This is a genomic window from Burkholderia sp. BCC1972 (assembly GCF_905339605.1).
Classification (GTDB): Bacteria; Pseudomonadota; Gammaproteobacteria; order Burkholderiales; family Burkholderiaceae; genus Burkholderia.
Map to the genome: position 1 here is coordinate 16,356 of NZ_CAJPGH010000039.1, position 26,786 is coordinate 43,141.

General features: G+C 66.3%; 17 protein-coding genes and 1 pseudogene. 12 read left to right on the forward strand and 6 right to left on the reverse strand.

Translation table 11 applies throughout. The features are described 5' to 3' along the window. Positions 1 to 200 precede the first annotated feature (200 nt). Both U5798_RS34280 and U5798_RS34285 read right to left on the reverse strand, forming a co-directional pair. Complete coding sequence (locus U5798_RS34280; RefSeq protein ID WP_322084613.1) at positions 201 to 3,641, reverse strand: GLUG motif-containing protein; 3,441 nt, start codon at positions 3,639 to 3,641, stop codon at positions 201 to 203. A 180-nt stretch (positions 3,642 to 3,821) separates the two neighbouring features. Beyond that, positions 3,822 to 5,384, reverse strand: coding sequence for a ShlB/FhaC/HecB family hemolysin secretion/activation protein (locus U5798_RS34285; RefSeq protein ID WP_322084614.1), 1,563 nt, complete (start codon positions 5,382 to 5,384; stop codon positions 3,822 to 3,824). Between the two features lie 986 nt (positions 5,385 to 6,370). On the opposite strand from U5798_RS34285, the gene U5798_RS34290 reads away from it, so the two are divergent. The 8 genes from U5798_RS34290 (at position 6,371) to U5798_RS34325 (ending at position 17,146) form a co-directional block, all read left to right on the forward strand. Continuing rightward, positions 6,371 to 7,684: an undecaprenyl-phosphate glucose phosphotransferase gene (locus tag U5798_RS34290; protein ID WP_415859530.1), complete on the forward strand. Its 1,314-nt coding sequence runs from the start codon at positions 6,371 to 6,373 to the stop codon at positions 7,682 to 7,684. Between the two features lie 124 nt (positions 7,685 to 7,808). Next, positions 7,809 to 8,870: a polysaccharide biosynthesis/export family protein gene (locus tag U5798_RS34295; RefSeq protein WP_322084616.1), complete on the forward strand. Its 1,062-nt coding sequence runs from the start codon at positions 7,809 to 7,811 to the stop codon at positions 8,868 to 8,870. A 52-nt stretch (positions 8,871 to 8,922) separates the two neighbouring features. Next, the gene (locus U5798_RS34300; RefSeq protein ID WP_322084617.1) at positions 8,923 to 9,384 is read left to right on the forward strand and encodes a low molecular weight protein-tyrosine-phosphatase; all 462 of its coding nucleotides are present in this window, start codon (positions 8,923 to 8,925) and stop codon (positions 9,382 to 9,384) included. After that, complete coding sequence (locus tag U5798_RS34305; protein ID WP_322084618.1) at positions 9,381 to 11,588, forward strand: polysaccharide biosynthesis tyrosine autokinase; 2,208 nt, start codon at positions 9,381 to 9,383, stop codon at positions 11,586 to 11,588. The genes U5798_RS34300 and U5798_RS34305 overlap by 4 nt, the downstream gene beginning before the upstream one ends. Next, complete coding sequence (locus U5798_RS34310; RefSeq protein WP_322084619.1) at positions 11,585 to 13,759, forward strand: glycosyltransferase; 2,175 nt, start codon at positions 11,585 to 11,587, stop codon at positions 13,757 to 13,759. The genes U5798_RS34305 and U5798_RS34310 overlap by 4 nt, the downstream gene beginning before the upstream one ends. 31 nt (positions 13,760 to 13,790) lie before the next feature. Further along, positions 13,791 to 14,834 (forward strand): EpsG family protein, encoded by a 1,044-nt coding sequence (locus U5798_RS34315; RefSeq protein ID WP_322084620.1) that lies wholly within the window; start codon positions 13,791 to 13,793, stop codon positions 14,832 to 14,834. A 15-nt stretch (positions 14,835 to 14,849) separates the two neighbouring features. Beyond that, the gene (locus U5798_RS34320) at positions 14,850 to 16,010 is read left to right on the forward strand and encodes a glycosyltransferase (RefSeq protein WP_322084621.1); all 1,161 of its coding nucleotides are present in this window, start codon (positions 14,850 to 14,852) and stop codon (positions 16,008 to 16,010) included. Continuing rightward, on the forward strand, positions 16,007 to 17,146 hold the full coding sequence (locus U5798_RS34325) for a polysaccharide pyruvyl transferase family protein (RefSeq protein WP_322084622.1): 1,140 nt from the start codon (positions 16,007 to 16,009) through the stop codon (positions 17,144 to 17,146). Before U5798_RS34320 ends, U5798_RS34325 begins: the two co-directional genes overlap by 4 nt. A gap of 75 nt (positions 17,147 to 17,221) precedes the next feature. Here the strand turns inward: U5798_RS34325 and U5798_RS34330 are convergent. After that, positions 17,222 to 17,386: pseudogene (locus U5798_RS34330) on the reverse strand (aminocyclopropane-1-carboxylate deaminase/D-cysteine desulfhydrase family protein); the annotation flags it as partial. Positions 17,387 to 18,793: 1,407 nt separating this feature from the next. On the opposite strand from U5798_RS34330, the gene U5798_RS34335 reads away from it, so the two are divergent. Beyond that, the gene (locus U5798_RS34335; RefSeq protein WP_124456658.1) at positions 18,794 to 19,873 is read left to right on the forward strand and encodes a fimbrial protein; all 1,080 of its coding nucleotides are present in this window, start codon (positions 18,794 to 18,796) and stop codon (positions 19,871 to 19,873) included. Between the two features lie 55 nt (positions 19,874 to 19,928). Here the strand turns inward: U5798_RS34335 and U5798_RS34340 are convergent, their stop codons facing one another. Continuing rightward, a complete protein-coding gene (locus tag U5798_RS34340; protein WP_322084623.1) occupies positions 19,929 to 20,945 on the reverse strand; it encodes a 1-aminocyclopropane-1-carboxylate deaminase in 1,017 nt (338 codons plus the stop codon). 196 nt (positions 20,946 to 21,141) lie between these two features. On the opposite strand from U5798_RS34340, the gene U5798_RS34345 reads away from it, so the two are divergent. From U5798_RS34345 to U5798_RS34355, 3 genes are all read left to right on the forward strand, one after another. Further along, a complete protein-coding gene (locus U5798_RS34345; protein ID WP_322084624.1) occupies positions 21,142 to 21,642 on the forward strand; it encodes an Lrp/AsnC family transcriptional regulator in 501 nt (166 codons plus the stop codon). A 145-nt stretch (positions 21,643 to 21,787) separates the two neighbouring features. Next, entirely contained in the window at positions 21,788 to 23,509 is a 1,722-nt protein-coding gene (gene poxB / locus U5798_RS34350) for a ubiquinone-dependent pyruvate dehydrogenase (protein ID WP_322084625.1), read from the forward strand. Positions 23,510 to 23,767: 258 nt separating this feature from the next. Next, the gene (locus U5798_RS34355; protein ID WP_322084626.1) at positions 23,768 to 24,358 is read left to right on the forward strand and encodes a class I SAM-dependent methyltransferase; all 591 of its coding nucleotides are present in this window, start codon (positions 23,768 to 23,770) and stop codon (positions 24,356 to 24,358) included. Positions 24,359 to 24,564: 206 nt separating this feature from the next. On the opposite strand, the gene U5798_RS34360 is transcribed toward U5798_RS34355, so the two are convergent. Together U5798_RS34360 and blaOXA are read right to left on the reverse strand one after the other, a co-directional pair. Continuing rightward, positions 24,565 to 25,704: an acyltransferase gene (locus U5798_RS34360; protein WP_322084627.1), complete on the reverse strand. Its 1,140-nt coding sequence runs from the start codon at positions 25,702 to 25,704 to the stop codon at positions 24,565 to 24,567. Continuing rightward, positions 25,701 to 26,531: an OXA-1043 family class D beta-lactamase gene (blaOXA, locus tag U5798_RS34365; RefSeq protein ID WP_415859531.1), complete on the reverse strand. Its 831-nt coding sequence runs from the start codon at positions 26,529 to 26,531 to the stop codon at positions 25,701 to 25,703. Before blaOXA ends, U5798_RS34360 begins: the two co-directional genes overlap by 4 nt. Between the last annotated feature and the right edge of the window lie 255 nt (positions 26,532 to 26,786).

Below are 26,786 nucleotides of genomic sequence, written 5' to 3' on the forward strand. Positions count from 1 at the left end.
GTGTGAACCGAATTCGCGTGTCATCTTGCTGTTCGTACTGAAAATCCAAAAGACCGGCTCGCCCGGTATTCCCGGTTGACCGGTCCATGGGCCGACAGCCCGGAGGCTGCCGGCCACGCGCGCTTATCCTGCTTGCGACGCGTCATGGCGTTCGGGCATCGGTTCGAACTGACGACACCGAACGCCATTGCGGGTGGCGCTTAGGGCGCCACGTGCCCGTAGTTGACGCCGACCAGCGGGCCGTGGAGCTGGTCGTAGCCCGCCTTGACGTCGATACGGCTGGTGGTCGACGAGCCCTCGATGAAGCCGAAGTTTCCGCCGGCGAGGCCGCCGAGTCGTGCATACCTGCCGCCAGAAACCGTACCGCTCGACGACGACGCCGTGACGACGCCACCGTTGCTGCCGACGAGGCCGCCGACGTAGCTGAAGTCTCCACCCTTCGCCGAGCCGGTTGCGTGCGACTGAGAGACCTGGCCGATGAGGCTGCCGACCAACCCGCCGACGTGGCTGTTCGCACCGGCTTCGACATGACCCGATGCGCGCGACTGCTCGATGCGTCCGGAATCGTTGGCGCCGATCAGGCCGCCGGCCTTCGACAGGTCGCCGGCCTTCACGGCACCATCGGCGCGCGTGTCGAGCACGGTGCCCGTGTTGCTGCCGATGAGGCCGCCGGCCGTGGAGGCCATCCCGGCCGATACGTTGCCGAGTGCCCTGGCCGTTTGGACGATGCCACGGTTGGCACCGACGAGCCCGCCGGCCGTGCTCGAGGCGCCGGCGGTCACGTTGCCGGACGCGCTGGACGATTCGATGCGGCCAGTATTGACGCCGGCGAAGCCGCCTGCCGAGCTTGCGTTGCCGGCGATCACGTCTCCGGATGCATCGGATGTCGCGATGGCGCCCGTATTGATCCCGGCAAAACCGCCAACCGTGCCTGCGTGCTCGCCGGTCGCGGTGCCGGCAGCCAGCGACGTCTCGACGAAGCCGTCGTTCCTGCCCGCGAAGCCGCCGATCGTCGATTTGTCCGCGGCCTTGACGCTTCCGTGAGCGCTCGATGCATGGATTCGGCCGGCCGCGTGGTTGCGGCCGACGAAGCCGCCCGCCGTGCTGTCCGTACCGGCGATGACGCTACCGTTGGCGGTCGATGCGGCGATGTCGCCTTCGTTGTAGCCGGCGAAGCCGCCTGCTGCCCAGGTCGAGTTGCCGGCCGCCACGTTGCCGTTGGCCTGCGAAGTCTTGATACGGCCGAGGTTCGAGCCTGCAAAACCGCCGACCGTGCCGGAGGCCGTCGCGACAACGTCGCCGTTCGCGGCGGACCGTTCGATCTCGCCGGAGGTCACGCCGACGAAGCCGCCCGCGATGCCGCGATCGCCGACCGTGACCTTGCCGTTGGCGCGAGACGCCAGGATGGTGCCGGCATTGGCGCCGACCAGGCCGCCGGCAACGGCATACTGGCGCGCGGTGACGGCCGTGGACGACGAGGAATCCGTGATGACGCCGCCACGTTCGTTAACCCCGACCAGGCCACCGACCATCGCCTTGTCGCCCATGCCGATGACGCTGCCCGTGCTCGACGACGCTTCGATGAGCCCCGTGTTCATGCCGACGAGGCCGCCCGTCGCTCCGTCGAGTGCCGCCGTCACGCGCACGTCGGCGTGGCTGTCGCGGATCGTCGCCGCCGGAATCGGCGGCCGCGCCAGCAGCGAACGGTTTTCGCCGGCCAGACCGCCGATCGACAGGGCATCGCGACCGCCGTCGATGCGCCCGGATACTTGCGCATGTTCAATCGTGCCGTAGTTCGCACCGACGAGCCCGCCGACGATCGTGCGCCCCTGCGTCGTGACGACGACGTTGCTGGCCTTCACGTTCGAGATCACGCCGGTGTTCATGCCGGCCAGCGTGCCGACGAACGTCGGCGAGCCGTAGGGCAGACCGTTCGCGGTCGTCGCGATGTTAAGCAGGTTGAGGTTCGCGATGCGGCCCGCGTTCTGTTCGAACAGGCCGACGGTGGTTTGGCCCGGGTTCGAGATGATCAGGCGGCTGATCGTATTGCCGAGGCCGTCGAACGTGCCGGAGAACGCGCCGCCGCCGGCGAGGCTGCGGAAGCGCGCATTCGCGCCGTCGATCGCGTTGCCCATCACGTAGCGGCCCTTGAGGTTCGCGTCGACGTTGCGCAGATCGGCGAGGGTGTGCAGTACCTTGTAGTCGTCGCCGTTCGAGCGGAACGACGCGTTGTCGCCGGACAAGGTCACGGCGGCGTCGTTCGCGAGCGTATGGCCGTTCGTCGAGTTGAGTTCAAGGTGCGCGTTGCGGCCAGTGAGTTTCAGCGCGTCGTTGATGCGGATCTTGTCGGCGGCATTGACGAAGAGGCGCGCATTCGCGCCGGTCGCCGATACTTTCTTCTGAAGATCGACATTGCCCTTGCGCGAGGTCAGCGTCAGCGCGTTATTGCTGGTCCACGATACGGGGCCGGCGACGCTCAGGTCGCCTTTCGTATTGACCAGTTCGATGTTGGTCAAGTCGAGGTTCCGTGCAAGCGTGCCTGTACCGATGGTGCGGCCGCCGTTCTCGTCAAGCCCGACGTCGTCCACGCCGGCGTTTGCCGCTTCGATCTTCCACGACCCGGTCTGGCCGTTCAAGCCGAGCGTGTCGACGCGTGTGGTGGAGGCAATCGTCACCTGCTCGCCGCGCGTCAGGACCTCGCCGCCGCGTCCGGCCGTTGCGCTGGCGTCGAGCTTGCCGGCAACATGGACCGTCCCCCCGTCGAGCGTGATTTTGCCGCCGTTGCCGGAGAGTCCCTTCGCTTCGATCGTTCCCGCGTTGTTGACGACCGCGCTCAGCAGATCGCCGGCTGCGCGCGCGGTCATCAGCACTTCGCCGCCGTCGGCGTTCAGCAGGCCGCCGTTGCTCGCTTGTGCATCGACGGCGCCGCCTTCGACCTGCAGGTTGAGCAGGCCGTTGCCGTCGAAGGTCACGTTGAATGCATTGCCGGCGCCGAGCGCGACACGCCCCATCTTCGCCTGGATTACGCCGTTGTTCGACACGCGCGCACCGAGCAGCGCGACGCTGCCGCCATCGGCTGCGGTGATCTTGCCGTCGTTGACGATCGATGCATTCGAGTTGCCGGCGAAGCGATAGTTGCCGGCGAGGAAGTCGGCATCGGCGATGTTCTGCGTCGACGCAACGAGGCCGCCGACGTTGATCTGCGCGCCGGAGCCGAACAGCACGCCGTTCGGGTTGACGAGGAAAACCTTGCCGTTGGCGTCGATCTGGCCGTGGATCTGGCTGCCGTTGTTGCCGATCACGCGGTTCAGTGCGATCGACTGGCTGCCCGGTTGCTGGAACGACACGCGTTCGCCGCCGGCGACGCTGAAGTCCTGCCAGTTGGTGACGAGTTTGTCGGAGTGCTGGTTGATGGACATCGACTTGCCGTCGTCGCCACGGACGATGTCAGCCTTGCCGGAGGTGATCGCTTCGCCGGTGGGCAGTGCAAAGGCGGGCAGCGCGGCGAAGCCGAGCAGCGAGACGGCGGCTGCGGCGATGCCCTTGCCGCCGGCGGACTTGCCGCGGCGTCGCGCGGTTTCCCCGACGGCGTTCCAGCAACCCTGCGCCGGGTTCCATACCAGTGCGTACGTCTTGTTCATGTTGTTGATGTCCTCTTGATGAGTGCCGTTGAATTGGCTTTTGTACGATCTGTATACCTAAACAAATCGCCGTTCCGGATCGGAAAAAGTCGCCGACCCGTCGTTGCGCGGATGGCATTGCCATCCGCTCGATGCCTGACCCGATTCGCGTCTGGAAGCGGGCCGGGCGCTTGCTGCTGCTCAGAAATATTGCGTGGCCTGTAGCCAGACGCTTGGCGAGCGCGTGACGTTCGCGACGTTCTCGGCCCGGCCGAACGGAAGTGCGGCGGTCACGCTGACTTGCCGGCTCGAGCCGAACCAGCTGGCGCCGGCGCCGGCCGACGACAGCTGCAGCGTGTTGCGGTTGCCGTTCCACGGTTGCTTGTTGACCTGGATGCGGCCGGTGTCGACGAATGTGCTGACCTGGATGCCGGGCGCCGCCTGATAGCGCAGCTCCGCGCTCGCTTGCCAGCCCTGGTCGCCGCTACCGGCGCCAAGCGCATACCCGCGCACGCCGTAGGGCCCGCCGAGGCTGAATTTCTCGGAGCCGTCCAGGTTGCGAGATGCGAGTTGTGCACCGAATTGCGTCAGGAGCTGCAGTCGCGCGCCGAGCGCCTGCAGCCGCATTGCGTTGACCGTGAGCTTGGTGAAGCGATCATGCGTTCGGTTCAAGTCGTTCATGCCGAGCGCGTCGTTGCCGCTCAGGCGGCCGGTGCCGAGCGTCACCGAGACGCTGCTGCGGCCGCCGCCGAACCAGCCATCCTGGCCATAGCCGTTGATGCCGAACGTCCAGAGATCGACGTGCTTGTCGCTGACGAGGTTGTAGAAACCGTATTCGTCGCGAAGCTGCTTGTTCTCGTAGGTGACCTGTGCGCTGACGCTCGCGCGGCGGCTGCGCACCAGCGGCTGCGTGACGAATGCGCTGCGCACGCTCGCGTTGCCGTGGTAGTCGAGATCCTTGAACGTGCCGCCGAGCCGGTAGGGCATCGTGGAATACGCGACGCCGATGCGTGTCGATGCCGGACCCACCGGCACCTGGTATGCGGTGCGGAAGTAGCGCTGGGATGTGTTGCTCGTCAGGCCGCGCAGCGAGAGCCGGTCGCCCACGCGCAGCGGCGCGTTGACGTCGACGCTGGCGCTTGCTCGATAGCGGCCGGTAACGGGATCGCCGAAGTTGTCGACTTCGATCGAACCGCTCGCGAACGGGCCACGTTCGGCGTCGATCATGAGATCCGTCGTGCCCGGCTCGGTGCCCGGCCGCAGCGTACCCTTGGCGGTGACGCCCGGCATCTCGTCGAGCAGCGTGAGGCTGCGTTCGAGATCATCGGCGTGCACGATGTCGCCGGACCGCAGCGACGCGAGCGGCTGGCGCAGCGCGCGATCGATCACGCGCGTGCGGTTGTGCAGTTCGAGTTGTCCGTAGTGCCCTTCGACGACTGCAATCCGGACGACACCGTCTTCGATGTCCTGACGCGGCAGATATGCGCGGGCGAGTACGTAGCCGCGCGAACGATAGTAGGCAGTGACGCGTGCGGCGGCCTGCTGCAACTCACCGAAACCGAGGTCGCGGCCGATGAGGTCGGCGAGCGGAAGCGTCAGCTGCGATGTGGTGAAGCGTGTATTGCCTTCGATGTCGAATGCATGAACGGTGACGCGCGGGCCGGCATCGTCCACGGGCGCGGGCGTTGCCTCGGCCGGCGTGATGTCGATTTCGGGGCGGGTCGTGGCGGGCAGCGACGGCCGGACGGTTTCGATGTCGCGCATCGACTGCCCGGCATTGGGGACCTGTGCATGGGCGAGACCGGGGAAAAGCAGGGCCGCGACGAAGTATCCGATTTTTCGGTTCGCGACGGGTGGCGCGTGCGCACCGCAGGGTGCCGTTCGCGGTTCGGGACACGGTGTTGGCGGCAGGCCGGAGGCGGTCACCGACATGCGGACGATCATCGATGGCCGAGTGCGACAGTTGATGTAAATACCTCACCCCGGATTCAGATGCGTGGACCAGTCTCAGCCTTCTGCGACGGTCCGTTATTGATGCCGGGAATAATACGAAAGCGACGCGCACGTGAAAATCGAACTAGTACTAGCGCATTTGCGAAATTACTCTGTCTTGCCTGATTTTCGCGGATGCGCGTTTGACCAATCGTATCGATGCATCGATCGGAGGCATCACACGGCATTCGTCGGCCGGTAGAACAGGCTTGCCTCGCGCTTTTCGACTGACGCGAAGGCAGGGCGATACGCGTTGCCGTCACTTGACCATTCTTGATTCCTTGAGTAGGTGACGGAGTCTTGTCGATGAATGGGACAAGACTCATCGGGACGCCAATTTATTTAGTACTTGACCGATTTAAAACGGCAAATCGGGATGGCAGTATCGATACCTGACTCATGTCGGTAAGTGGTGGAGCGGCGATAAGCCGAGCGCAGCATGCTTCGGCGAGCGCTCGAACATCGCGGTCGGTTCGTGAAATTTAATGGTTTGTGACATTGATCGCAGGCCGTCTCCCCGACATGTATTTCGTATATCTAAATAATGGAAGAAGTCGCGAGCCTGTTCAGTCATGGATCGGGCCGGTGGAAAGCGTGCGCGTCGAGCGCGCGCTGCCGTCCCGTCGTCATTGGCTTGCGGTGAGTGATCGATCAGGTTTATGCGCTCGTTCAACCCTATTAGAAACGCCCCCGTCGTTCAGGGAAAGAGCTCCTGGCTCCGTCTCGCGGATATCGTCCTGCTCGCCGCCACCGCCTGGATGGCGAAGCGCTGGTTCGACGGATCGCAGCAGTCCGTGTCCGATGCAGTCGTGATTGCGCTGTCGATTTCGTGCGCGCTGGTTCTGTTCCCCTCGGTCGGTACGTATGACGGCGCGGAACAGCGAACGTCGTGGCGCCGCATCTGGTGGATGCCGGGCAGCGTTGCAGTCGCATTGTGTGTCGGTGCGGTGACGGCGGTTGCGTTCAATCCTGCGTACGCACGTTCATTGGAGTGGGTGATCGGCTGGTTCGCATTGGCGACGGTGATGCTGTCGGCGTCGCGAGCGGTGTGCTGGTGGCTCGGTATCGGTACGACGCGACGGGCGGCTCGATACCGGCCCGTCGCGCTTGTCGGGCATCGCGCTCGCTGTCTCGCGCTTGCAGGTCGAGATCGAGATGTTCATGTGGCTGACTTGCCGCTTCAGGTGGCAGCGATTCTCGACATGTCCGAACCGCCGGCGGCTAACGTCGACGACGCGCGCGTGTTTCTCGATCTCGACACTTTCGTCGAGTGCGTGCGTCGTGTCGATGTCGGGGAAATCCGGATCGTGCTGCCGTTGTCGGAGGCCGATCGCGTCGGCGCGATCGTTCGCGCGTTCGACAAGGACCTTGTCGACATCCGGTTCATGCCCGACCTGACCGAGGTGACGCCACTGCGCCCTTGCGCGGCACGTTCCGGCTATTCGCTCGATCTCGTGGCATCGCCGCTGTCGGCACGGGCACGTGTCGGCAAGGCAATTTTCGATCGCATGTTCGCCGGCCTCGCGCTGATTGCGATCGCGCCGCTGCTGGCGGCGATCGCGATCGCCGTGAAGCTGTCGTCCCCGGGGCCGGTGTTGTTCCGCCAGCGACGCAAGGGCGCTTACGGGTGCGTATTCACGATCTACAAGTTCAGGACGATGCGCGAGCACGACGCAGCCGCATCGGGCGAAGTCCGGCAGGCGACACGAGGCGATCCGCGCATCACGCGCGTCGGCGCGCTGTTGCGGCGCACGAGCCTCGACGAGCTGCCGCAGTTCTTCAACGTGCTGATGGGCGACATGTCGGTGGTCGGGCCGAGGCCGCATGCGGTGGAACACGACCTCGTCTACCAGGAGCTCGTCGATGGCTATATCCAGCGCTATCGGGTCAAGCCCGGCATTACCGGCTGGGCGCAAGTCAACGGGCTGCGAGGCGAGACCGACCGTATCGAAAAAATGCAGCGGCGAATCGAGCACGACTTGTACTACCTGCGGAACTGGTCCCTTGCGTTCGACGTGCGCATCGTGCTGGCGACGCTGTTTCACGGGAAGGCACACAGCAATGCGTATTGACGAACACACTTCACGGCAGGCGCGCGTCGCGTCCGCTTGCCGCTTTCTGCCGAAGCCGCGCCACGCAACTGCATGGCTGATGTGCGCCGTACTGACCGGGTGCGCCTATGCGCCGGGCATGCGAATGGCTGCACCGGCAGATGCGCGGAATCCCCAGGCTGTCTATGTCGATGCGGACAGCGACGGCGTGCGAGCCGATCGGCATATCCCGATCGTCGAACTCGATCTCGGTCGCGTCCGACAGATGCGCGGCCATGCCGCCCAGGCGTCGCTCGACATGTCGCGCGCGCTCGCCGGAACGCCGGCGCCGTACACGATCGGTCCCGGCGACGTGCTGCGGATCGTCGTCTGGAACCACCCGGAGCTGGCCGCCGCGCAGGGGCCGCAGCAACCGGGTGCCACGCGCGACGCCGATCCGGCCGCCGGCTTCGTCGTCGATCAGGACGGCGCGCTGTCCTTTCCGTACGCGGGCCGGATCGAGGTCGCCGGGTTGCGGCCGGAACAGGCACGCGACCGTGTCGCGGCGGCGTTGTCCCGCTACTTCCGCGATCCCCAGATCACGCTCGGCGTTGCGTCGTTCAGGTCGCGGCAGGTGCTGGTCGAAGGCGAGGTGCGCAATCCGGGTGTCCTGCCGCTGAACGATGTGCCGACGACGCTTTACGAGGCGATCGGTCGTGCGGGCGGATTGAGCGATTCGGCCGATCGCAGCCGGATCGAACTGGTTCGCGACGGCGCGGCGTACACGCTCGACCTGACGCAACGAACGACCGCGCAAAGCAGCGCGGCGCGCGTTGCGCTGAAGCCGGGCGATCTGCTGCGCGTCGCGTCGCGCAACGACAGCCTCATCTATGTGATCGGCGAGGTCGGCAAGCCGGTGGCCGCGACGCCCGATCGCAACGGGCGCATCACGCTGGCCGATGCGTTGGTGCAGGCCGGTGGCCTGAATTCCGGTTCGGCCGATGCCGCACAGATGTACGTGATCCGCGGCTCGCTCGACGAGCAGCCGCAGGTGTTCCACCTCGACGGCACGTCGCCGGTCTCGATGCTCGTCGCGAAGGAGTTCGACCTGCAGCCGAAGGACGTCGTCTATGTCGACGCGAACGGCCTGGTGCGCGCGAGCCGCGTGCTGAACCTGCTGCTGCCCGCCATCAACGCCGGCCTGACGGCCGGGCTGGTGACGAAGTGATGCATGGCGCCGCCGCGCGCCTGTCCCGATACCTCTTATGTATTCCGAATTCATGATCTCCCGCGTTCTCTTCGTTTGCAGCGGCAATCTGTGCCGCAGCCCGATGGCCGCCGGCCTGTTCGCCCGATTGCTGCCCGAGGTGGCGGTGATGTCGGCCGGCCTCGATGCGCCGGTCGGCGAACCCGCAGCACCGGAAGCCGTCGCGGTGCTGCGATCGCACGGCATCGATCTGTCCGGCCATCGCGCGGCGCGCCTGTCGGACGCGATGTGCCGGGCGGCCGACCTGATTCTCGTGATGACCGTGGCGCAACGGCGCGAACTCGAAGCACGGCATCCGTTCACGCGCGGCAAGGTGTTTCTCGTGCGCGCGTTCGACCAGGTCGACGTGTTCGATCCGGTCGGCGAACCGCGCGAGCGCTTCGATGCGTGCTACGCACTGCTCGCGACCGGCGTGTCCGACTGGATCGCCCACCTCGGCTACGCGGGCCGGCGTCGATCGGGAGGCTGGCAATGACGAGAACCTCAGCCCAGGAAGGCACATTCGATTTCGCCGCATTGCTCGACACGTTCCTGATCCATCGCCGGACGATGGCGGTGGTCTTCGCGACGTTCGCGATCGCGGGCGTCGCGTGGGCGATGCTGTCGGCGCCGGTTTATCAGGCCGACATCCTCGTGCAGGTCGAGGACAGCAGCACGGATTCGATGGCACGTTCGGCGTTCGGCGACCTGTCGTCGATGTTCGGCGTCAAGACGTCCGCCGAGACCGAAAAACGTGTGCTCGGATCGCGCTTCGTCGTCGCGCGCGCCGTCGACCGGCAGCGCCTGTTCATCGATGCGCGGCCGGTGCGTTTTCCGCTGATCGGCGGTGCGCTCGCACGAATGAAGGGCGCGGGTGAATCGCCGGACGCGTCCGGATGGGGCGGCTATGCGTGGGGCGACGCGCAGGCGGCGATCGACGTGTTCGACGTGCCGGCACGATTCGAAGGAGAACGGTACGCGCTCGTCGTGCTGCCCGGCGGGCGCTATGTGCTGTCGGGGCCGGGGCTTGCCGGGCCCGCGACCGGCGAGGTCGGGCGGCGCATGCAGTTCGACGGCGCGAGCGGGCCGGTCGCGTTGAAGATCGATGCGCTGCAGGCGGCGCCGGGTACGCGCTTCGCACTGGTCCGGCATGCGCGCCTCGACGCGATCGTCCGGTTGCAGGACGCACTCGGCGTGGCCGAAGCGGGCAAGGATTCGAACGTGCTGAGTGTCCGGCTGCGAGGTACCGACGCACACCGGATCACGGCGACGCTCAACGAAATTGCCGGGTTCTACGTCGAGCAGAATGCTGCGCGCAAGGCGGCCGAGGCCGCGCGATCGCTTGATTTTCTCGAGCGGCAGCTTCCGGAGCTGCGCCGCACGCTCGACGATTCCGAGGCACGGCTGGCTGCCTTGCGCAGCAAGCTCGGATCGGTCGACGTTGCAGGCGACGCGCAGGCGATCCTGCAGGCGGCGGCCGACAACGAGACGCAACGCGTGCAGTTGCGCCAGAAGCGCGCCGAACTGTTGGGCCGCTTCACGGCGGAGCACGAATCGGTCGTGTCGCTCGACCGGCAGATTGCCGTGCTCGATGCGCAGGCAAACGAAATCGGCACCCGGATCGCACAGTTGCCGAAGCGGCAAGGCGAGCTCGTGCGGCTGGAGCGCGACGTGAAGGTGAACAGCCAGCTTTACGTCGGCCTGCTCGACAACATCGAGCAACTGAAGCTGCTGCGCGCGAGCCGTATCGGCAACGTGCGCGTGCTCGATCTGGCCGAGGAACCGCAGCGGCCGATCCGCTTCCGGCGGGTGCTCGGGATCGCGGGCGCATGCCTGCTCGGCGCGCTGCTGGCGATGGCGGCCGCCTACGGACGCGGGCTGCTTTGCCGGGCACCGTCCGATCCGGCGGAACTCGAGGACGCGACCGGCCTGCGGGTGGCTGCCGCCGTGCCGCGCGTGATCGGCAGGCGCGGCGCCGGCATGGGTCCGCTCGCGAGCAGCGATCCCGACGATCCGGCGATCGAGGCCCTGCGCAGCCTGCGTGCGACGTTGCAGTTCTCGATGCGCACGTCGGGCAACAACGTCGTGCTGGTCACGGGCCCGACGCCCGGCGTCGGCAAGTCGTTCGTGTCGGCCAATCTCGCGCTGGTGCTCGCGGCGGTCGGCCAGCGTGTGCTGCTGGTCGACGGCGACTTGCGCCGCGGTCGGCTCGACGCGATGTTCGGCACCGCGCCGGCCGGTTTCGCCGACGTGCTCGCGGGCGACGCGTCGGTCGATGGCGCGATTCGCGCCACGCGTCATGCCAATGTCGATTTCCTGGCGTCCGGTGTGGGCCGCCGCAATGCCGCGGACCTGCTCAACGCCGGGACGCTGTCGGCCGTCATGGCCGAGCTGGCGAGCCGTTACGACGTCGTCGTGATCGACAGTCCGCCGCTGTTGCTGGTCACCGACGCGACGCTGCTGGCGCCGTTTGCGGCAGGCAATGTCTACGTGGTGGCGCGAGCCGGGCGCACCGAGCGCGGCGAACTGCAGGAAGCGGCGCGCCGTCTGCGCCAGGTCGGCGTCGAGCTCGACGGCGTGATCCACAACGGTATCGATCCGCATGCCGGTCGGTTCCGCTACGGCATGAAGTACGCGACCTATCGATATGGCGCGACGAAGACGCGTGCCGGCGAACCTGGGCAGGAGGTTCGGTCATGACGCGTGCGACGAGACGCGATGCGACGGCGCTCGTACTGCTGGTGCTGAGCGCGGGTGGTGCGGCGGTGCTGGCATTCGCGGTGCAGGCCGTACTTGCCCGCGCGTGGGATGTCGAGGCCTATGGCCATTTTTCGACGGCGCTGGCCGTCGTGACGATCGCCGCGCCGGCGATCGGGTTCGGCATACCTGCGTTCTGGCTGCGTGCCTACGGGGTTGAAGGGGCGCGCGCGGCGCGCTGGGTGCCGGCGTCGCTGCACTTCATCTGCATCAGTGCGGTGGTCACCGCCGCGGCCGTCGCTGCATGGGCGGGCGTCGGCGTGCGCGAGCACGACACGGCGCACCTGTTGCTGTGGATGCTGCCGGCGTTGCTGGGCCAGAGCGCCGTCGAGCTGTGTGGCGCGCGTTACCAGCTCGAAGGCCGATTTGCACGGGTGAGCGCATGGCAGCTCGCTCAGCATGCGGCACGGTTCGTCGTCGCGGTGCTGGCCGTCCGGCTGCATGCCGGCACGACGTTCGTCGCCATCGCATTCGGCGCGATTGCCGTCGGCATGACGGTCGGCGCGTGGCGGTCGATGCGCGTGCTGCGCAACGGGCATGCCGTACTCGATGGCCATGGCGACGGGACGGACGCGGGCGGCCCGGCCGAACCGGTGCCCGGTGTCGCACAGGTTGCGCGGCAGGCACTTCCGTTCGGCGTCGCGAGCCTGCTTTATTTCGCCTATGCGCAGGGCGGCCTGATCGTGGCGGCCGTCATGCTCGGGCCGCGCGATGCGGGCACGTACAACGTCGTCGTCACGACGCTCGCCGCGGTCTACCTGTTGCCGGCCGTGTTGTTCCAGAAGCTGCTGATGCCGCGTCTGCATCGATGGGCGGTGACGGACCCGGCGCGCCTGCGGCATGCGTTTCATGTCGGCAATCGCTGGATGGTGCTGGCGGGCCTGGCAGTGGGTGTGGCGCTCGTCGTGGTTGCGCCGGCAGTCGTGCCGTTCGCGTTCGGCGAGCGCTATCGCGACGCGGTTCCGCTCGTGCAATGGATGGCAGTCTGCGCGCCGCTGCGGTTCGTGACGACCAGCGCATCGTCGGTGATGACGACACGCGATTTCATCGTGCTCCGGAACCGGTGCGCGTTCGTCGCGCTCGCCGTCGGCATCGGGCTCGGCGTGGGCTTGATGCCGGGCTGGGGATTGCCCGGCGCGGTGGCTGCGGCGATTGCGGGCGAGGTGCTCTGGTGTGCGCTGGCATGGGCGGCGGGGCGGCGTTGCGTGGCAGCGGTGTCATCCGGGCACGTTCCTGACGGGTGCGCCGATGCACGGGCGGCGACGCGCGGCGTGTCGGTCGCAGCGGCAGCACGGGCCGACGCCGATCGTCCGCCGGTCGCGCCGGTCAGCGTGATCGTGCCGTGTCATTGCAGCGTCGCGACGCTCGAGCGGGCGGTTGCGTCGGTCTACGCGCAGACGTGGCGGCCCGCCGAGCTGATCCTTGTCGACGATGCGAGCCCCGACGACACGCTCGCGTGCATCGAAAGCCTGCGAACGCGATACGGCGGCGACTGGATTCGCGTGATCGCGTTGTCGCGCAACGGTGGCCCGGGCGTGGCGCGCAACGTCGGCTGGTTGTTCGCGACGCAGCGCTTCGTCGCGTTCCTCGACGCGGACGATACGTGGCATCGCGACAAGATCGCGCGCCAGTGCGGCTGGATGGAAGCCCGGCCCGAAGCGGCCATCACGGGCCATCCGGTGCAGCAGCTGCCGGAGGGGGGCGCGTTGCCGGCCGATCGTGCGGCGCATCGTCCGCCCGTGCCGGTGTCGCGTCGCGCCGTGCTGTTCTCGAATCGCTTCACGCCGTCGAGCGTGATGGTGCGCGCCGATGTCGCGGCCCGCTTCGACGAGCGCAAGCGTCACGCCGAAGACTATTTCATGCTGCTGCAGCTCGTACTGGTCGAGCGCGGCGCCGCCTATCTGTTCGACATGCCGCTGTCGCATGTCTACAAGGCGCAGTTCGGCGCCGGTGGGCTGAGCGGCCAGTTGTGGAAGATCCAGCAGGGCGAGCAGCACAACTACCGGCACTTCCGTCGCGTCGGCGCGATCGGCGTCGGCGAATGGTGCGTCCATGCGGCGCTGAGCTTCGCCAAGTATCTGCGGCGATGCGCGCTGTCGGGGCGGTTCGCATGAACGGTCGCGCGTCGTGGGTGCGGAGCGCTCGATGATCCAGTACATCGTTCCGCTCGCGATCTTCTATTTCGGCGTAGCCCTGTGCGCGACCTATGGCGGCACGAGCCGGGCGGTACTGCTGGCGGCTGCGTTGCCGATGATCGCGCTCGTCGTGCTGCGCGGGCATGCCGGTACCGACACCGCCGCGTATTACGCCGCGTTTTCCGGGCTGGACGCGGGGAGCGGCTACGGATCGGAGCCGCTCTTCCACGCGCTGACCACGCTGCTCTGGTCCATCTGGCCCGACCCGCGTTTCGTCGTCAACGGCATCTCGCTGCTGATCGCTTTGACCCTGATGTGGGCGCTCGGCGGCGCGCGATACGGCGCGTGGTTCGGCGGGCTGCTGATCGTACCCGGCATGTTCTACGAGCTGTCGATGAACGTGATGCGGTTCGGGCTCGCGGCGTCGCTGTTCCTGCTGGCGACGCGCGTGCCGGCGCACGAGCGGCCGTGGCGCTACCTCGCCTTCACGGTGTTCGGAACCGGCATGCATTACTCGTCGATCCTGCTCTTCGTCCTGTTTCCCGCCGCGACGCGCCGTGGGCAGGGTCCGGCACTCGCGTTCGGCGTGCTGTGCGCGTGCGTGGCGGCCGTCGCGATGCCGGTCTATCTCGGCGACAAGACCGATCTGTATTCGGGCATGGCTGCGCCGAATGCGTCGTCGGGCTTGCTGTTCGTGCTGTTGCAGACAGCCATGCTCGTCACGTTGTGGCGCTTCCGCGCCGACTTCTCGGTGCCGCGCACCGGCTTCTGGCTGCTTGCCGTGCTGGAGGCGGCGTTCTATGGCCTCACGCGGGTCAGCTATGCCGGCATCCGCTTCCAGCTGCTGCTCACGTTCCTGATGGCCGTGGTGATGCTGCGCCAGTACCGGCCCGCGAGCGGCCGCATGTCGCATGCCCTTGCCGTGTGCCTTTTCCTCATCGGCCTCGTCGCGCTGGCGGGGCGGTTCAACAACATGCTCGACGAGGCCGGTCGCGGCGCCTCTCCGTTCCTGCCGTATCGCGCGCTGCCCGCGCTCGATGCGATCTATCGATAAACAGAAAACCAGACCATGAAAGCTTCTCCCCGAAAAATCGTACACATGACGGAGGCGCTCGGCGGTGGCGTGCTCCACTGCATCGCGCTGCTCGCGAATGCGCAGGCCGCGGCCGGTGATCAGGTGATCGTCGTGCATTCGATTCGGCCGGATACGCCGTCGCCGGACGTGCTCGACACGTGGTTCGATGCCCGCGTCGAACGTCGCGTGCTGCCGATGTCGACCTCGATCGGGCCGCGCGACGTGCTCGCGCTGTTCCGGGTCGCCGTTTGCTTGCTGCGCCTGCGCGCCGACGTGATCCATCTTCATTCGTCGAAGGCCGGCGCGCTCGGCCGAATGGCTGCGCGTCTGCTCGGCTGCGCCAGGCGAACGCTGTACTCGCCGCACGGCTTCGCGTTCCTGCGCCGCGACATTTCGCGGCGGCGGGCGCAAGTGCTGATCGGCATCGAACGGGTTCTGCACGCGATCGGCGGCCCGCTGGTCGCCTGTTCGCGCAGCGAGGCGCACTATGCGGCGATGCTGCTGTCGCGCAAGCGCGTGTTCGTGGTCGACAATGCAATCGACCTGAGCCGCTTCGTCGAGACCGGCGATGCGCCGGCGCGCGCGGCCGCGGTGGTCTGCACGTCCGGCCGCGTCGTTTATCAGAAGGCGCCCTGGCGGTTCGCGCGGCTCGCACAGTCGCTTGCCGGCCGCTACGACGTGCGCTGCGTATGGCTTGGCGACGGTGCGCCCGATCAGGTTCGCGCGTGGCTTGCCGATACGCCCGTCGAGCAGTCCGGCTGGATCGGCCCGGATGCGATGCGCGATGCGCTGGCGCGCAGCGACGTCTACGTGTTGCCGTCGCTGTGGGAAGGCATGCCGATTGCGTTGATCGAAGCGCAGGCCATGGGGTTGCCGGCCGTGGCGAGCCGCATCGTCGGCAATCGCGACATCGTCGAGCACGGCGTGACCGGTTTTCTCGTCAACGACGATGACGAACTGCGGCATTACACGGAACGGCTGCTGCACGATGCGGCGCTGCGGCGACGCATGGGCGATGCGGCCCGTGAACGCGCGTTCGCCCGGTTCGGCGCCGTGCGCTTCGTGCGGGAGTTCGATGCGCTGTACGAGGCCGCACACGGGCGCCGCGTGCCACGCGTGCCCGTGCGCCGAGGATGGCGGGAGGAGACGCCATGAGCGAGTCGACCGACATCACGCATCGGGACGTGTGCGCCCGGCCGACGAGGCGACGCGCGGTGCGCATCGCGTTCTTCGGCTTTTACGGTCGCCACAATTTCGGCGACGACCTGTTCGGCTACGTGCTGCAGCGGCTGGCCGGGCGCGCGGGCAATGTACGCCCCATGCTCGTCGGCGCGCCGGTGCGGCGCGAACTGAGCGCGGCATGGCGATGGAAGCCGTTCTCGCGCGGCGTCGGGTGCAGTGGCACGATCGGCACGATCGCGCGTTTTGCGACCTACTGCGCGGCGCTGGTGCGGGCTGACGTCGCCGCATTCGGTGGCGGCTCACTGTTCGGCGCCCATGCATCGCTGGCATTCGCGCGCCTGATCGTCTTCGGCGGCGCGCTGATGCGCAAGCCGGTCGCCGCACTCGGCGTTTCCGTGGGCCCGTTCGACGACGGCGGGCGGCTCAGGCAATTCCTCGCCCTGACGGCGCGGCTCGGCGCGCTCGCGGTGCGCGACGCAGCCTCGCTGGAGGAACTGAACGGAGCCTTCGTCCGGCGGCCCGCCGAGCTGCTCGGCGATCTCGCATTCGCATTGCCGGCGCTTTATCGGCCAGCGCGCGCCGACGAGGCACGCACGCTGGTTGTCGCGGTGCATTTGATGGGCTATGTCGAGCACGCGGCGGCCATCCTGCGCGACGCGGATCGAAGCGGCCGTTTCGACCGTGTTCGCTTCGTTGCGCTGGACGATGCCAGCGCGCGGGTGGCTGACGCGATACGCAGTCGCCATACGTCGCGGACAATGGAAATCGATGATGTTCGCTACGGCGATTCGGTCGAATCGATCGTCGACGTGCTGGCGTCGGCATCGTGCGTCGTGACGTCGAAGCTGCATGGGGCGATCACGGCGCATGCGTACGGCGTGCCGGTGCTGCTGTTCTGCTATCAGCGCAAATGCGCCGACTTTCTCGACGATCGAGGATTGCCCGGGCCGCGCGACCCGATGCCGGCCCCGAGCGATTGCGTGGCGGCGATCGGTGCGCTGAAGGACGTACCGCGCGACGGTGTCGAAGAAGCGTGCTACCTGCGCGCGGAACGGTATCGCCGTGGATTCACCGATTTCATCCGCACCGTTGCCGGATTGCGCGACTGACGATGCATGAAGTCATGCGGGCGCGGCGGCGCGATGCGCGCCGGTATGGCCCGCCTCGCGCATGCGCCCGCCTCGTCACCCCTCCCCAAAAATCCCGCTATACGCACTCAACGCCGGCACTTCGCCGAGATGCGCATACAGCACCTTCGACCCCGCTTCGAAATCCCCGCACCGTCCCTTGTCGATCATCCCGTGCACCGATTGCCGTTCGTGAACGGGATCGGCCAGCACGCCTTGCACGAACCGTTCTGGCGCATTGGCGCGTCGAAACAGCATGCGCCGGGTGCTGGGCACGGCCGCTGGAGAAGACTGGTGCCAGGCTCACGCGAACCATGCCGCACGGATCCTGACGATCGTGCGACGCATCTGCCCGAACCAGCTCAAAGCGAATAAGCCTGCCACGGCCGGTATCAAGAATGGATGCCGCGAGACCGGCCCCCGTGATTCCTGCCGTGCAGCCGTTCTCCGCGTGCGGCATGTCGTGCGAGTGCCGCGGCCGAGGTCATGCGAGGCACTGTCCAACAGCGATGAAGCACGAGTGCGCGGACGGCGTGCCTGACGATAGGTACATGCAATTGCTTGACATCGATCGACTCGTTAGGTAGCGGACGTGGTCTGTTTGAGAAATAGGACAAAACACGTGAAGATCTCAATATATTTAGTACGTGTCCTATTATGAATGACTTTTTACGATGGCAGTATACGGAATCGCGTTGATTTGGTCCGAAAAACTCTGGAGAAGGGTGCGGCAAGTCCGAGTGTCATTTGGATCAGTATCGTATTGCGTTAATAATATATTTGACGGTTTATGACGATTGTGTGGTTATTCGTCATCAGTCGTTTTTTGTTTTTTGAAATGGCAGGGTAAAACCCGTCGTCGATCTGGCAATCGATCCGTGTCGACGCGACCGCGCGGTGTAAATGCGGCCACGATTACGAGGTGTGCTGGTCGACGGTGATTCCTGCGGACGACCGGTTCGATTCCAGACAACTGGAACGCATCGTGTGGTTGCATCAAGGCGACAGCGACGGATCGCCGCCCTTTGCGCTGTTGTTGAACGACGGGAAATGCCGGGTCGACGTGCGTGGTGCGCCGGGTACGCCGTGTCTGACAATTGCGCTCGGCGAACCGGGGCAGGCGATCCGATAGGTGCTGCGATCTCGGCCCGACGTTCGCGGTGGCGACGCGCTGACGGATGTCTTTCGAAACGGCAAACGCGTCGCGTCCGTCATGGGCGTATCGAACACGTTTTCGCACGACCGTTACGCCCGCTTCAGGCGCGGTCTCTACAAATGGTGGCGGAAGACACGCCCCTCCGATGTAACCCGATGGCCGATATACCACGGCGACATCGAGATAAAGACACTGCACGGTTCAGTCCCGTGACAGGTATTGAACCGGCCGGTGGAGAGGCACGGCTGCGATACCGAAAGGCGCCGCCGTGTCTCTCCCGGGCAGTCGTGATGCTCGATCTCGGTCGGCGCAACTTTTCAGGGCGACCCGATGCGATCAAGCTCGAACGTGATTGCCGTACTCACCCTACATTTTTTAGGTGGATCGAGATAGGTCTGATTTTGCATCATGGTCGTACTTAACAAAATTAATGCTTTGCTTATCCATAATTTTTGACGTCAAAGAGAAAATAAGTGAATTTCATTTATTTCAAAAACTTCTACGGAGCGAGGATGTGTCGTATCCGGTTGCTGGTGAAGAGCTTTTTTTGGGGGGTGGCCTGTCTGCTGGCTCCGCAAACGAACGCGCTGGCGTGTGAGTTGGGCGTATTTTCGTCAAGCACTTCGGTGAAGGTTCCGGCGAACATCACGGCCTCGCGAGACGCATACGTACCGGGGACACTGGTTGGTCCGAACGCGTTGACATCGGAGAAGACGAGCGTGATTTATAACGATTGCAAAGCGGAGATGACCATTACGGCAACCGCATTGGGGACACCGGTTCCGGGTGTCACGTATCGTGTGGATGGGCAAACTCATCCTGTTTATGAAACGGGTGTTCCCGGTGTCGGCTTTGCCGTCATGGCAGGCGTTCAGCAACAAAGCACGGGCGGATGGACGGTGCTCGGACCCGGGGAAATCGAGGTTGCCAAGGTCCCCGCGAGCAATTACAAGTGGTATACCGTTTTTCGCGTCGCGCTTGTATTTTCGGGTCAGATAGTGACAGGCTCACATACGTCGAAGCCGCGTCCGATGTTCAGATTCAGGATCTCCGGCTCGAACGGATATTCTGACACCCGTACCATTTCGCTCGACCCTTTTACGCTCAATGTAACGGCGAGCGGCTGTTCGCTGACGTCGGCCGCGACCAGCAACATTTCGCTATCGCGGGTTTATGCCGGCAAGCTGGCTGCGGTCGGCGACGTCTCGGACGTGGTGGGCACGACATCGTTGCAGGTCAGTTGTCGGGGCACGGTCGACGTCTATGTGACGATGACCGACGTCGCGAATCCGGTCAATACCACGGATGTCCTGAGCTTGTCGCCCGGCTCGACGGCGCGCGGTGTCGGTCTCCGGCTTTACCGGGCGAACGACGCGAGCAAGATCTCGTTCGGCCCGGATTCGAGCGCGAAAGGCAACACCAATCAATGGTTCGTGGGCAGGGGCAGGGACAACGCGCTGTCCATCCCGCTGGCTGTGCGGTACGTCAGAACCGGGCTTCTTACGGCGGGGACGGTAAACGCGGCCACGACGTTCACCTTTTCCTATCAATAGCGCCGCCGGTCGGATTGCGAAGCGCGCGCCGGTCGGTCGACGTAGCGGCGCTGCATCAACCCTCGCGGAAGGTGTCGCTATACGCACTCAACGCCGGCACCCCGCCGAGATGCGCATACAGCACCTTCGACCCCGGCTCGAATTCCCCGAGCCGCACCTTGTCGATCATTCCGTGCATCGACTTCCCTTCGTAGACGGGATCGGTCAGCATCCCTTCCAGCCGCGCGCACAGTCGAATCGCTTCGAGCGTGCCGTCGCTCGGCAGCCCATATTCGGGCCCGCCATATCGCGTATCCAGCACGACATCCTGTTCGACGATATCGCGGCCGAGGCCGACCAGCTCGGCCGTATGCCGCGCAATCCGCGTGATCTGTTCGCGCGTCTGCTCGGGCTTCGCCGATGCATCGATGCCGATCACGCGATCCGCGCGCCCGTCGGCCGCGAAGCCGACAACCATCCCCGCCTGCGTGCTGCCCGTCACCGAGCAGACGACGACGTAATCGAACTTGAACCCGAGTTCCGCTTCCTGCGCACGCACTTCTTCCGCGAAGCCGACGAACCCGAGCCCGCCGAGCGGATGTTCGGAACAGCCGGCCGGAATCGGATACGGCTTGCCGCCGGCCTGCCGCACGCTTTCCATCGCTTCTTCCCAGCTGCGGCGAATGCCGATGTCGAAGCCGTCCGGCACGAGCCGCACGTCGGCACCCATCATCCGCGACAACTGGATGTTGCCGACCCGGTCGTACACCGGATCTTCATAGTTGACCCAGTGTTCCTGCACGAGCACGCACTTCATCCCGAGATGCGCGGCGACGGCCGCGACCTGGCGCGTCTGGTTCGACTGCACGCCGCCGATCGACACGAGCGTGTCCGCGCCCTGCTCGAGCGCATCGGGGACGAGGTATTCGAGCTTGCGCGTCTTGTTGCCGCCGAATGCGAGGCCGCTGTTGCAGTCCTCGCGCTTCGCATACAGCTCGACCTTGCCGCCGAGATGCGCGCTCAGGCGCTTGAGCGGCTGGATGGGCGTCGGGCCGAACGTCAGCGGATAACGGGGGAAGCGTTGCAGGTTCATCGGCGGGCTCCGGAAAGCAATGGACTGGGCGGGAAATCGGATCGATCGGGCGGGCCGGCAGGCCGTGCCCCGATGAGAAAAATGATAGGCAGAAGCGCGGGAAATGAGCTTGCGAAATAAATTGCCGTGACCTACGTTATCGACGATATGTATGAGAGATAAACAATTTTAGTTCGCTGAAATGGAGGTTGACGCAATGAAATTAGATCGCGGCAGTGCAACGCCGGCCGACGCCGCGCCGGCGCTCGATCGCATCGACCGCGCGATCCTGCGGCAGCTGCAGCAGGACGCGTCGATCTCGAACGTGAGCCTCGCGGCGAAGGTGAAGCTGAGCGCGCCGGCCTGCCTCCGGCGTGTCGAGCGGCTGAAGGAAATGGGGCTGATCCGCGGCATCGTCGCGTTGCTCGATCCGAAGCCGCTCGGCGCGGGGATGCTGGTGGTGATCGGCTTCGTGCTCGATCGCTCGACGCCCGAAGCGTTCGCCGCGTTCGAGAAGGCCGCGCAGAAGGTGTCGGGATGCGTCGAGTGCCACGTCGTGACGGGCGAATTCGACTACTTCATGCTGGTGCGCACGCGCGACAACGACAGCTTCAACCGGCTGCACGCCGAACAGCTGCTTTACCTGCCGGGCGTACGGCAGGTGCGCTCGTTCATGGTGCTCAAGGAGATCCTGTCGACGCATGCGCTGCCGCTGTAGCGCGACGAACAGGCCGATTTCGCGTCGGTGTTCCGCGCGGCACAATTCGAGATTGCACCGTTCAGACGTCGTTTCGCGTCCTTGACTATCATGCGCCCATGCGGGCAGATGCCGCATGTCGCGACCACCCAACTGTGAGGGCATCATGGCAAGACAGACGATGGCGGAATACCTGGCGAAGACGCTCGCGGCAGCAGGCGTCGAGCGCATCTGGGGCGTGACGGGCGACAGCCTGAACGGCCTGTCGTTCAGCCTGAGCCAGATCGGCTCGATCCGCTGGATGCATACGCGGCACGAGGAAAGCGCGGCGTTCGCGGCCGGTGCCGATGCGGCGTCGACCGGGCGGCTCGCGGTGTGCGCGGGCAGTTGCGGCCCCGGCAACCTGCACCTGATCAACGGGTTGTACGACTGCCACCGCAATCACCAGCCGGTGCTCGCGATCGCCGCGCACATCCCGTCGACCGAGATCGGCCTCGGCTACTTCCAGGAAACCCATCCGCAGGAACTGTTTCGCGAGTGCAGCCACTTCGCCGAACTCGTGACGAACGCGTCGCAGTTTCCACGCGTGCTCGCGCGCGCGATGCGCACCGCGATCGAGGAGCGCGGCGTCGCGGTGATCGTGCTGCCGGGCGACATCGCGCTCGGCGACGGCCCGGAAGAAGCGCCGGCATGGAGCGATTCCGCGCCGCCGTCGATCCTGCCGGCCGATGCCGATCTCGACCGGCTCGCGGCGCTGCTCAACGCATCCGACGCGGTCACGCTGCTGTGCGGCAGCGGCACGCAGGGTGCGCACGACGAAGTGGTCGCGCTGGCCGACACGCTCGGCGCACCGGTCGTGCATGCGCTGCGCGGCAAGCAGTTCGTCGAATGGGACAACCCGTTCGACGTCGGGATGACGGGGCTGATCGGTTTCAGCTCGGGCTATCACGCGATGGAATCGTGCGACACGCTGCTGATGCTCGGCACGGATTTCCCGTATCGGCCGTTCTATCCGGCGAACGCGAAGGTCGTGCAGATCGACTGGAAGGGCTCGCAGCTCGGCCATCGCGCGCCGCTTGCGCTCGGTCTCGTCGGCACGGTGAAGGAAACGATCGCGGCGCTGCTGCCGCGCCTGACGCGCAAGACGCAGCGGCGCTTCCTTGAGAACGCGCTGAAGCACTATGCGGCCGCGCGCAAGGGGCTCGACGATCTCGCGGTGGCCGAGCCGCCGGGCCGCGCGATTCATCCGCAATACCTGACGAAGATCGTCGACGAAGTCGCGGCCGACGACGCGATCTTCACGGCCGACGTTGGCACGCCGACGCTGTGGGCCGCGCGCTACCTGACGATGAACGGCAAGCGGCAACTGCATGGCTCGTTCAATCACGGGTCGATGGCGAACGCGATGCCGCAGGCGCTCGGCGCGCAAGGTGCGCATCCGGGGCGTCAGGTCGTGTCGCTGTCCGGCGACGGCGGGCTGTCGATGCTGCTCGGCGATCTGCTGAGCGCGCGCCAGCTCAACCTGCCGATCAAGATCGTCGTGTACAACAACAGCCTGCTGGGCTTCGTGTCGATGGAACTGAAGGCGGCCGGCTATCTCGATACGAACGTCGACCTGAGCCCGACCGACTTCGCGGCGATCGCGAAGGGGGCCGGCATCTTCAGCGTACGCGTCGAGCATTCGGAGAACGTCGAGGAAGCGCTGCGCATGGCGTTCGCGCATGACGGGCCGGCCGTCGTCGACGTCGTCACGTCGAAGTACGAACTCGCGATGCCGCCGAAGATCGAGCTCGCGCACGCGAAGGGCTTCAGCCTGTTCATGCTGCGTGCGATCCTCAGCGGGCGCGGCGATGAAATCGTCGAGCTCGCGAGAACCAACCTGCGGTGAGGCGCTACGGGGCGCGTCGGGGCCGCGCCGGCCGGGCATTCGTCGGCTGATCCGGCACGAATTGATCAGTCAAATCAGGGTCAATCTTCACGTCGCCTTAAGTTTGCGTTTCCTAGAATCGATTGGATCGTCGCGCTTCCTGCGGCGGATCGATTCGTCCAGGAGGATGCGCATGCCCAAGCCCCGTGTCGCCGTAGCCCTGTTCCACGAAGCCGCCGGCACGTCGAAGCCGGCGGCGCAACCGCTCAAGGTCTGCCCATGATGTGGCCGAACGCATGGCGGGTCTCGGCACTGTTCGTGCGCGAGTGGGTCGGCCGTCCGGCTGCGGTGGGTGCGTTGTGCCCGAGTTCGCGGCATCTGGCGCGCGAGATGGCCGATGCGGTGCCGGACGGCGACGGGCTGGTCGTCGAGCTCGGCGGCGGCACCGGTGCAATCACTGCGGCATTGCTCGAACGCGGCGTCGCGCCACGGCGCCTCGTCGTGGTCGAACGCTCGCCGGCGTTCGTGCAGCATCTGCGACGGCGCTTTCCCGGCATCTCGATCGTCTCGGGCGATGCGCGGCAGCTCGAGCGGCTGCTGCCGCCCGATGCGCGCGTCGATGCGATCGTGTCGTGCCTGCCGCTGCGCACGCTGCCGCGGGAGGCCGTGGCGGCGATCGTCGATCAATGCCATCGCGTGCTGTCGGCCGACGGCGTGATGATCCAGTTCACGTACGACCTGCGGCCGCCCGGCCGCCATCCGCTCGGCGATTCGGCATTTGTTGCCAGTGGCAGCCGGATCGTGTGGGCAAATATTCCGCCTGCGCGCATCGTGACCGTGCGCAGCGCTGCCGCCGAACACGCCGGGTGACACCGCCGCGCGCAGGGCGCACGGATGCAGCGCCCTGCCCAATGCTTTCATCAGTCGTACGAATCCTTCGAATCTCCATTCGCGAGATCTTCGCCGACGAGCCTCACGAGAGACGCGTGCCTCCTGGCAGCGGCACTGCACGTCAAGCTACCGCGCAGGGACCGAGCGCCGCGCGTAGCCGCCGGACATTGGTCCGCCGACAGCCGCTACACGCGCGCGTCGTCCGCCACGCGTACCGCGGGCCGCGTCGCGACGCGCTTGATGAAGCGGTCGAGCGGCGTCGCATAGCCGCTCGCGATGGCGGCGCTCAATCCGGCCGACAGCACCAGATACGCGACGAGCAACGCCAGCTTGCCGTCGCCGTGCATGCCCGAAGGCGGCCAGAACGTACGCAGCGCGCCGAGCACGATCAGATGGAACAGATACAGCTCGTAGCTGAGCCGGCCGCTCCAGCGCAGCGGCGCGAGCATGCGTCCGTGCGCGGGTGCGCGTTCGGCATGCGCGCCGATCAGCAGCACGGCCGTGCCGAGCGCCATCGCGGAGACACCGAGCACATGGCTTGCGGCGATCGGCCATGCGAGATAGAGCACGACCATCGAGGTTGCCGTCAGCCATTGCACAGGCGCTGCCGCAAGCCTCTGCCAGCGTGCGCGTTCGGCGAGCAACGCGGTGCAGCAGCCGATCGCGATGCCGTCGAAGCACGCGAAGTACGCGTAGAGGAACCCGCCTTCGTCGCCCGGATGCGTGTAGCGATACACGGGACCGATCGCGGCGATCAGCAGCCAGAACGCGAACAGCCGTGTGTTGCGGCGCAGCGCGATGCACAGCAGCGGAAACGACAGGTAGAACACCTCCTCGACCGACAGCGACCACAGCACGCCGAGCGCGTAGTTCACCCATCCGTAGGTGCCGATCAGCACGTTCATCCAGAACGTGAGCGACGCGAGGTTCACGAGCCAGTACGACACGGCGATGCCTTGCGGCGCGTGGTTCGTGAAGATCGGCACGCCGGCCGCCGCGAGGCCGTTGACGAGCGCGAGCAGCAGAAGCAGGCACGGGACGATGCGCGCGATACGCGACACGTAGAACGCACGCACGTCGAGCGTGCCGAGGCTGCCCCAGCGGCGGCGCGCATTCGACGTGATCAGGTAGCCCGAGATCGCGAAGAACATCGTCACGCCGTAGTTGCCGTTGCGCACGATCGCGTGGATCGTGTCCCAGCCGAACACGCGCGCGAGCGCGGTGTCGCGCAGCGGGTACGCGATGTTGAAGTGATGCAGCAGGACGAGCAGGATCGACACGCCGCGCAGCAGGTCGATTCGTGCGTTGCGCAGTCCGGCGCTCATTGCGGCCGGCCCGGTTCGGCGAGTGCGGGCAGCGTCGCGAGGAACGTGTCGCGCGAGCGCAGTCCGGCATTCGGCGTCTGCCGCTTGTCGTCCTGGATCAGGTTCGCGAATACCAGCGTGCGCGGCCCCTTCGTCGCCCAGCCGACGAACCAGCCGTATGCATGCGCGGCGTCGTACTTGAGCCCCGGTGAGCCGGTGCCGGTCTTGCCGTGCACGGTCCAGCCGCCCGGTTGCGCGTCGATCAGCGTGATGCGCTCGGTCATGTCGTACGCATGCGCACTGACGGGCAGCGTCCGGCGCACGATCTTGCGCATGAACGCGACCTGTTCGAGCGGCGAGATCCGTAGCGACGCGTTGACCCACGCGCCCATCACGCCGCTCAGTTCGCCCTGCTTGCTGGTGGCGTCGGCGTTGCCGTAGCCGAACGCGCTCGTGTACTGCTGGAAGCGCGCCTGTCCGAGCGCCTGCGCGACCTGCTCCGAATACCAGAAGATCGACAGCTTCATCCAGCGTGCCGGGTCGGTCGGCTCGCGCCACGGCGCGCCGCCCCAGTCGGGGTAGCCGGTGTGGAAGTCGAGCGTGGGTGCGTGCTCGTCCTTCAGCACGCCGGCGTCGAAGCCCATCAGGCTGATCGCGACCTTGAACGTCGATGCCGGCGTCACGCGGGTCGCGCAATCGCCTTGCTGTACGAGCACCCGGCCGGTGGCGGCGTCGGCGACGACGGTGCAGACGGGATGGGCGTGGGAGGATGCGGCGGCCAGGAGGCCGGCGGCGAAGGCGAACAGCGCGCGGCGTAAGTGCTTCAACAGGCGCTCCTTGGAAGGCATGGGGAAGGTGCGCGGGGCGGGTAGCGGGAGGCCGCGCGCAATCGAAGCGACGGCCGCATCGGGGATGCTGCGGCTCATGGCCGTCGGGATGGCACACAGTGTATCGGCGGAGCGCCGCCGCTTGACCTGTCACGGTTGACGGGGGCGGGCGACGGCCGCGCGGGCGGAATGGCGTGCACGCGGTGCAATCGGGGCGCCTGCATGCCGTTTTTTGCACGGCCGCCCCATTTTTTTGCACGACGTTTATGCAGTCTC

Bases quoted from the DNA above. Each gene is read 5' to 3' on its own strand.
- U5798_RS34280 (WP_322084613.1), bottom strand. From the start codon at position 3,641: ATGAACAAGACGTACGCACTGGTATGGAACCCGGCGCAGGGTTGCTGG.
- U5798_RS34285 (WP_322084614.1), bottom strand. From the start codon at position 5,384: ATGCGCGACATCGAAACCGTCCGGCCGTCGCTGCCCGCCACGACCCGC.
- U5798_RS34290 (WP_415859530.1), top strand. From the start codon at position 6,371: ATGGCGAAGCGCTGGTTCGACGGATCGCAGCAGTCCGTGTCCGATGCA.
- U5798_RS34295 (WP_322084616.1), top strand. From the start codon at position 7,809: ATGGCTGCACCGGCAGATGCGCGGAATCCCCAGGCTGTCTATGTCGAT.
- U5798_RS34300 (WP_322084617.1), top strand. From the start codon at position 8,923: ATGATCTCCCGCGTTCTCTTCGTTTGCAGCGGCAATCTGTGCCGCAGC.
- U5798_RS34305 (WP_322084618.1), top strand. From the start codon at position 9,381: ATGACGAGAACCTCAGCCCAGGAAGGCACATTCGATTTCGCCGCATTG.
- U5798_RS34310 (WP_322084619.1), top strand. From the start codon at position 11,585: ATGACGCGTGCGACGAGACGCGATGCGACGGCGCTCGTACTGCTGGTG.
- U5798_RS34315 (WP_322084620.1), top strand. From the start codon at position 13,791: ATGATCCAGTACATCGTTCCGCTCGCGATCTTCTATTTCGGCGTAGCC.
- U5798_RS34320 (WP_322084621.1), top strand. From the start codon at position 14,850: ATGAAAGCTTCTCCCCGAAAAATCGTACACATGACGGAGGCGCTCGGC.
- U5798_RS34325 (WP_322084622.1), top strand. From the start codon at position 16,007: ATGAGCGAGTCGACCGACATCACGCATCGGGACGTGTGCGCCCGGCCG.
- U5798_RS34340 (WP_322084623.1), bottom strand. From the start codon at position 20,945: ATGAACCTGCAACGCTTCCCCCGTTATCCGCTGACGTTCGGCCCGACG.
- U5798_RS34345 (WP_322084624.1), top strand. From the start codon at position 21,142: ATGAAATTAGATCGCGGCAGTGCAACGCCGGCCGACGCCGCGCCGGCG.
- poxB (WP_322084625.1), top strand. From the start codon at position 21,788: ATGGCAAGACAGACGATGGCGGAATACCTGGCGAAGACGCTCGCGGCA.
- U5798_RS34355 (WP_322084626.1), top strand. From the start codon at position 23,768: ATGATGTGGCCGAACGCATGGCGGGTCTCGGCACTGTTCGTGCGCGAG.
- U5798_RS34360 (WP_322084627.1), bottom strand. From the start codon at position 25,704: ATGAGCGCCGGACTGCGCAACGCACGAATCGACCTGCTGCGCGGCGTG.
- blaOXA (WP_415859531.1), bottom strand. From the start codon at position 26,531: ATGCCTTCCAAGGAGCGCCTGTTGAAGCACTTACGCCGCGCGCTGTTC.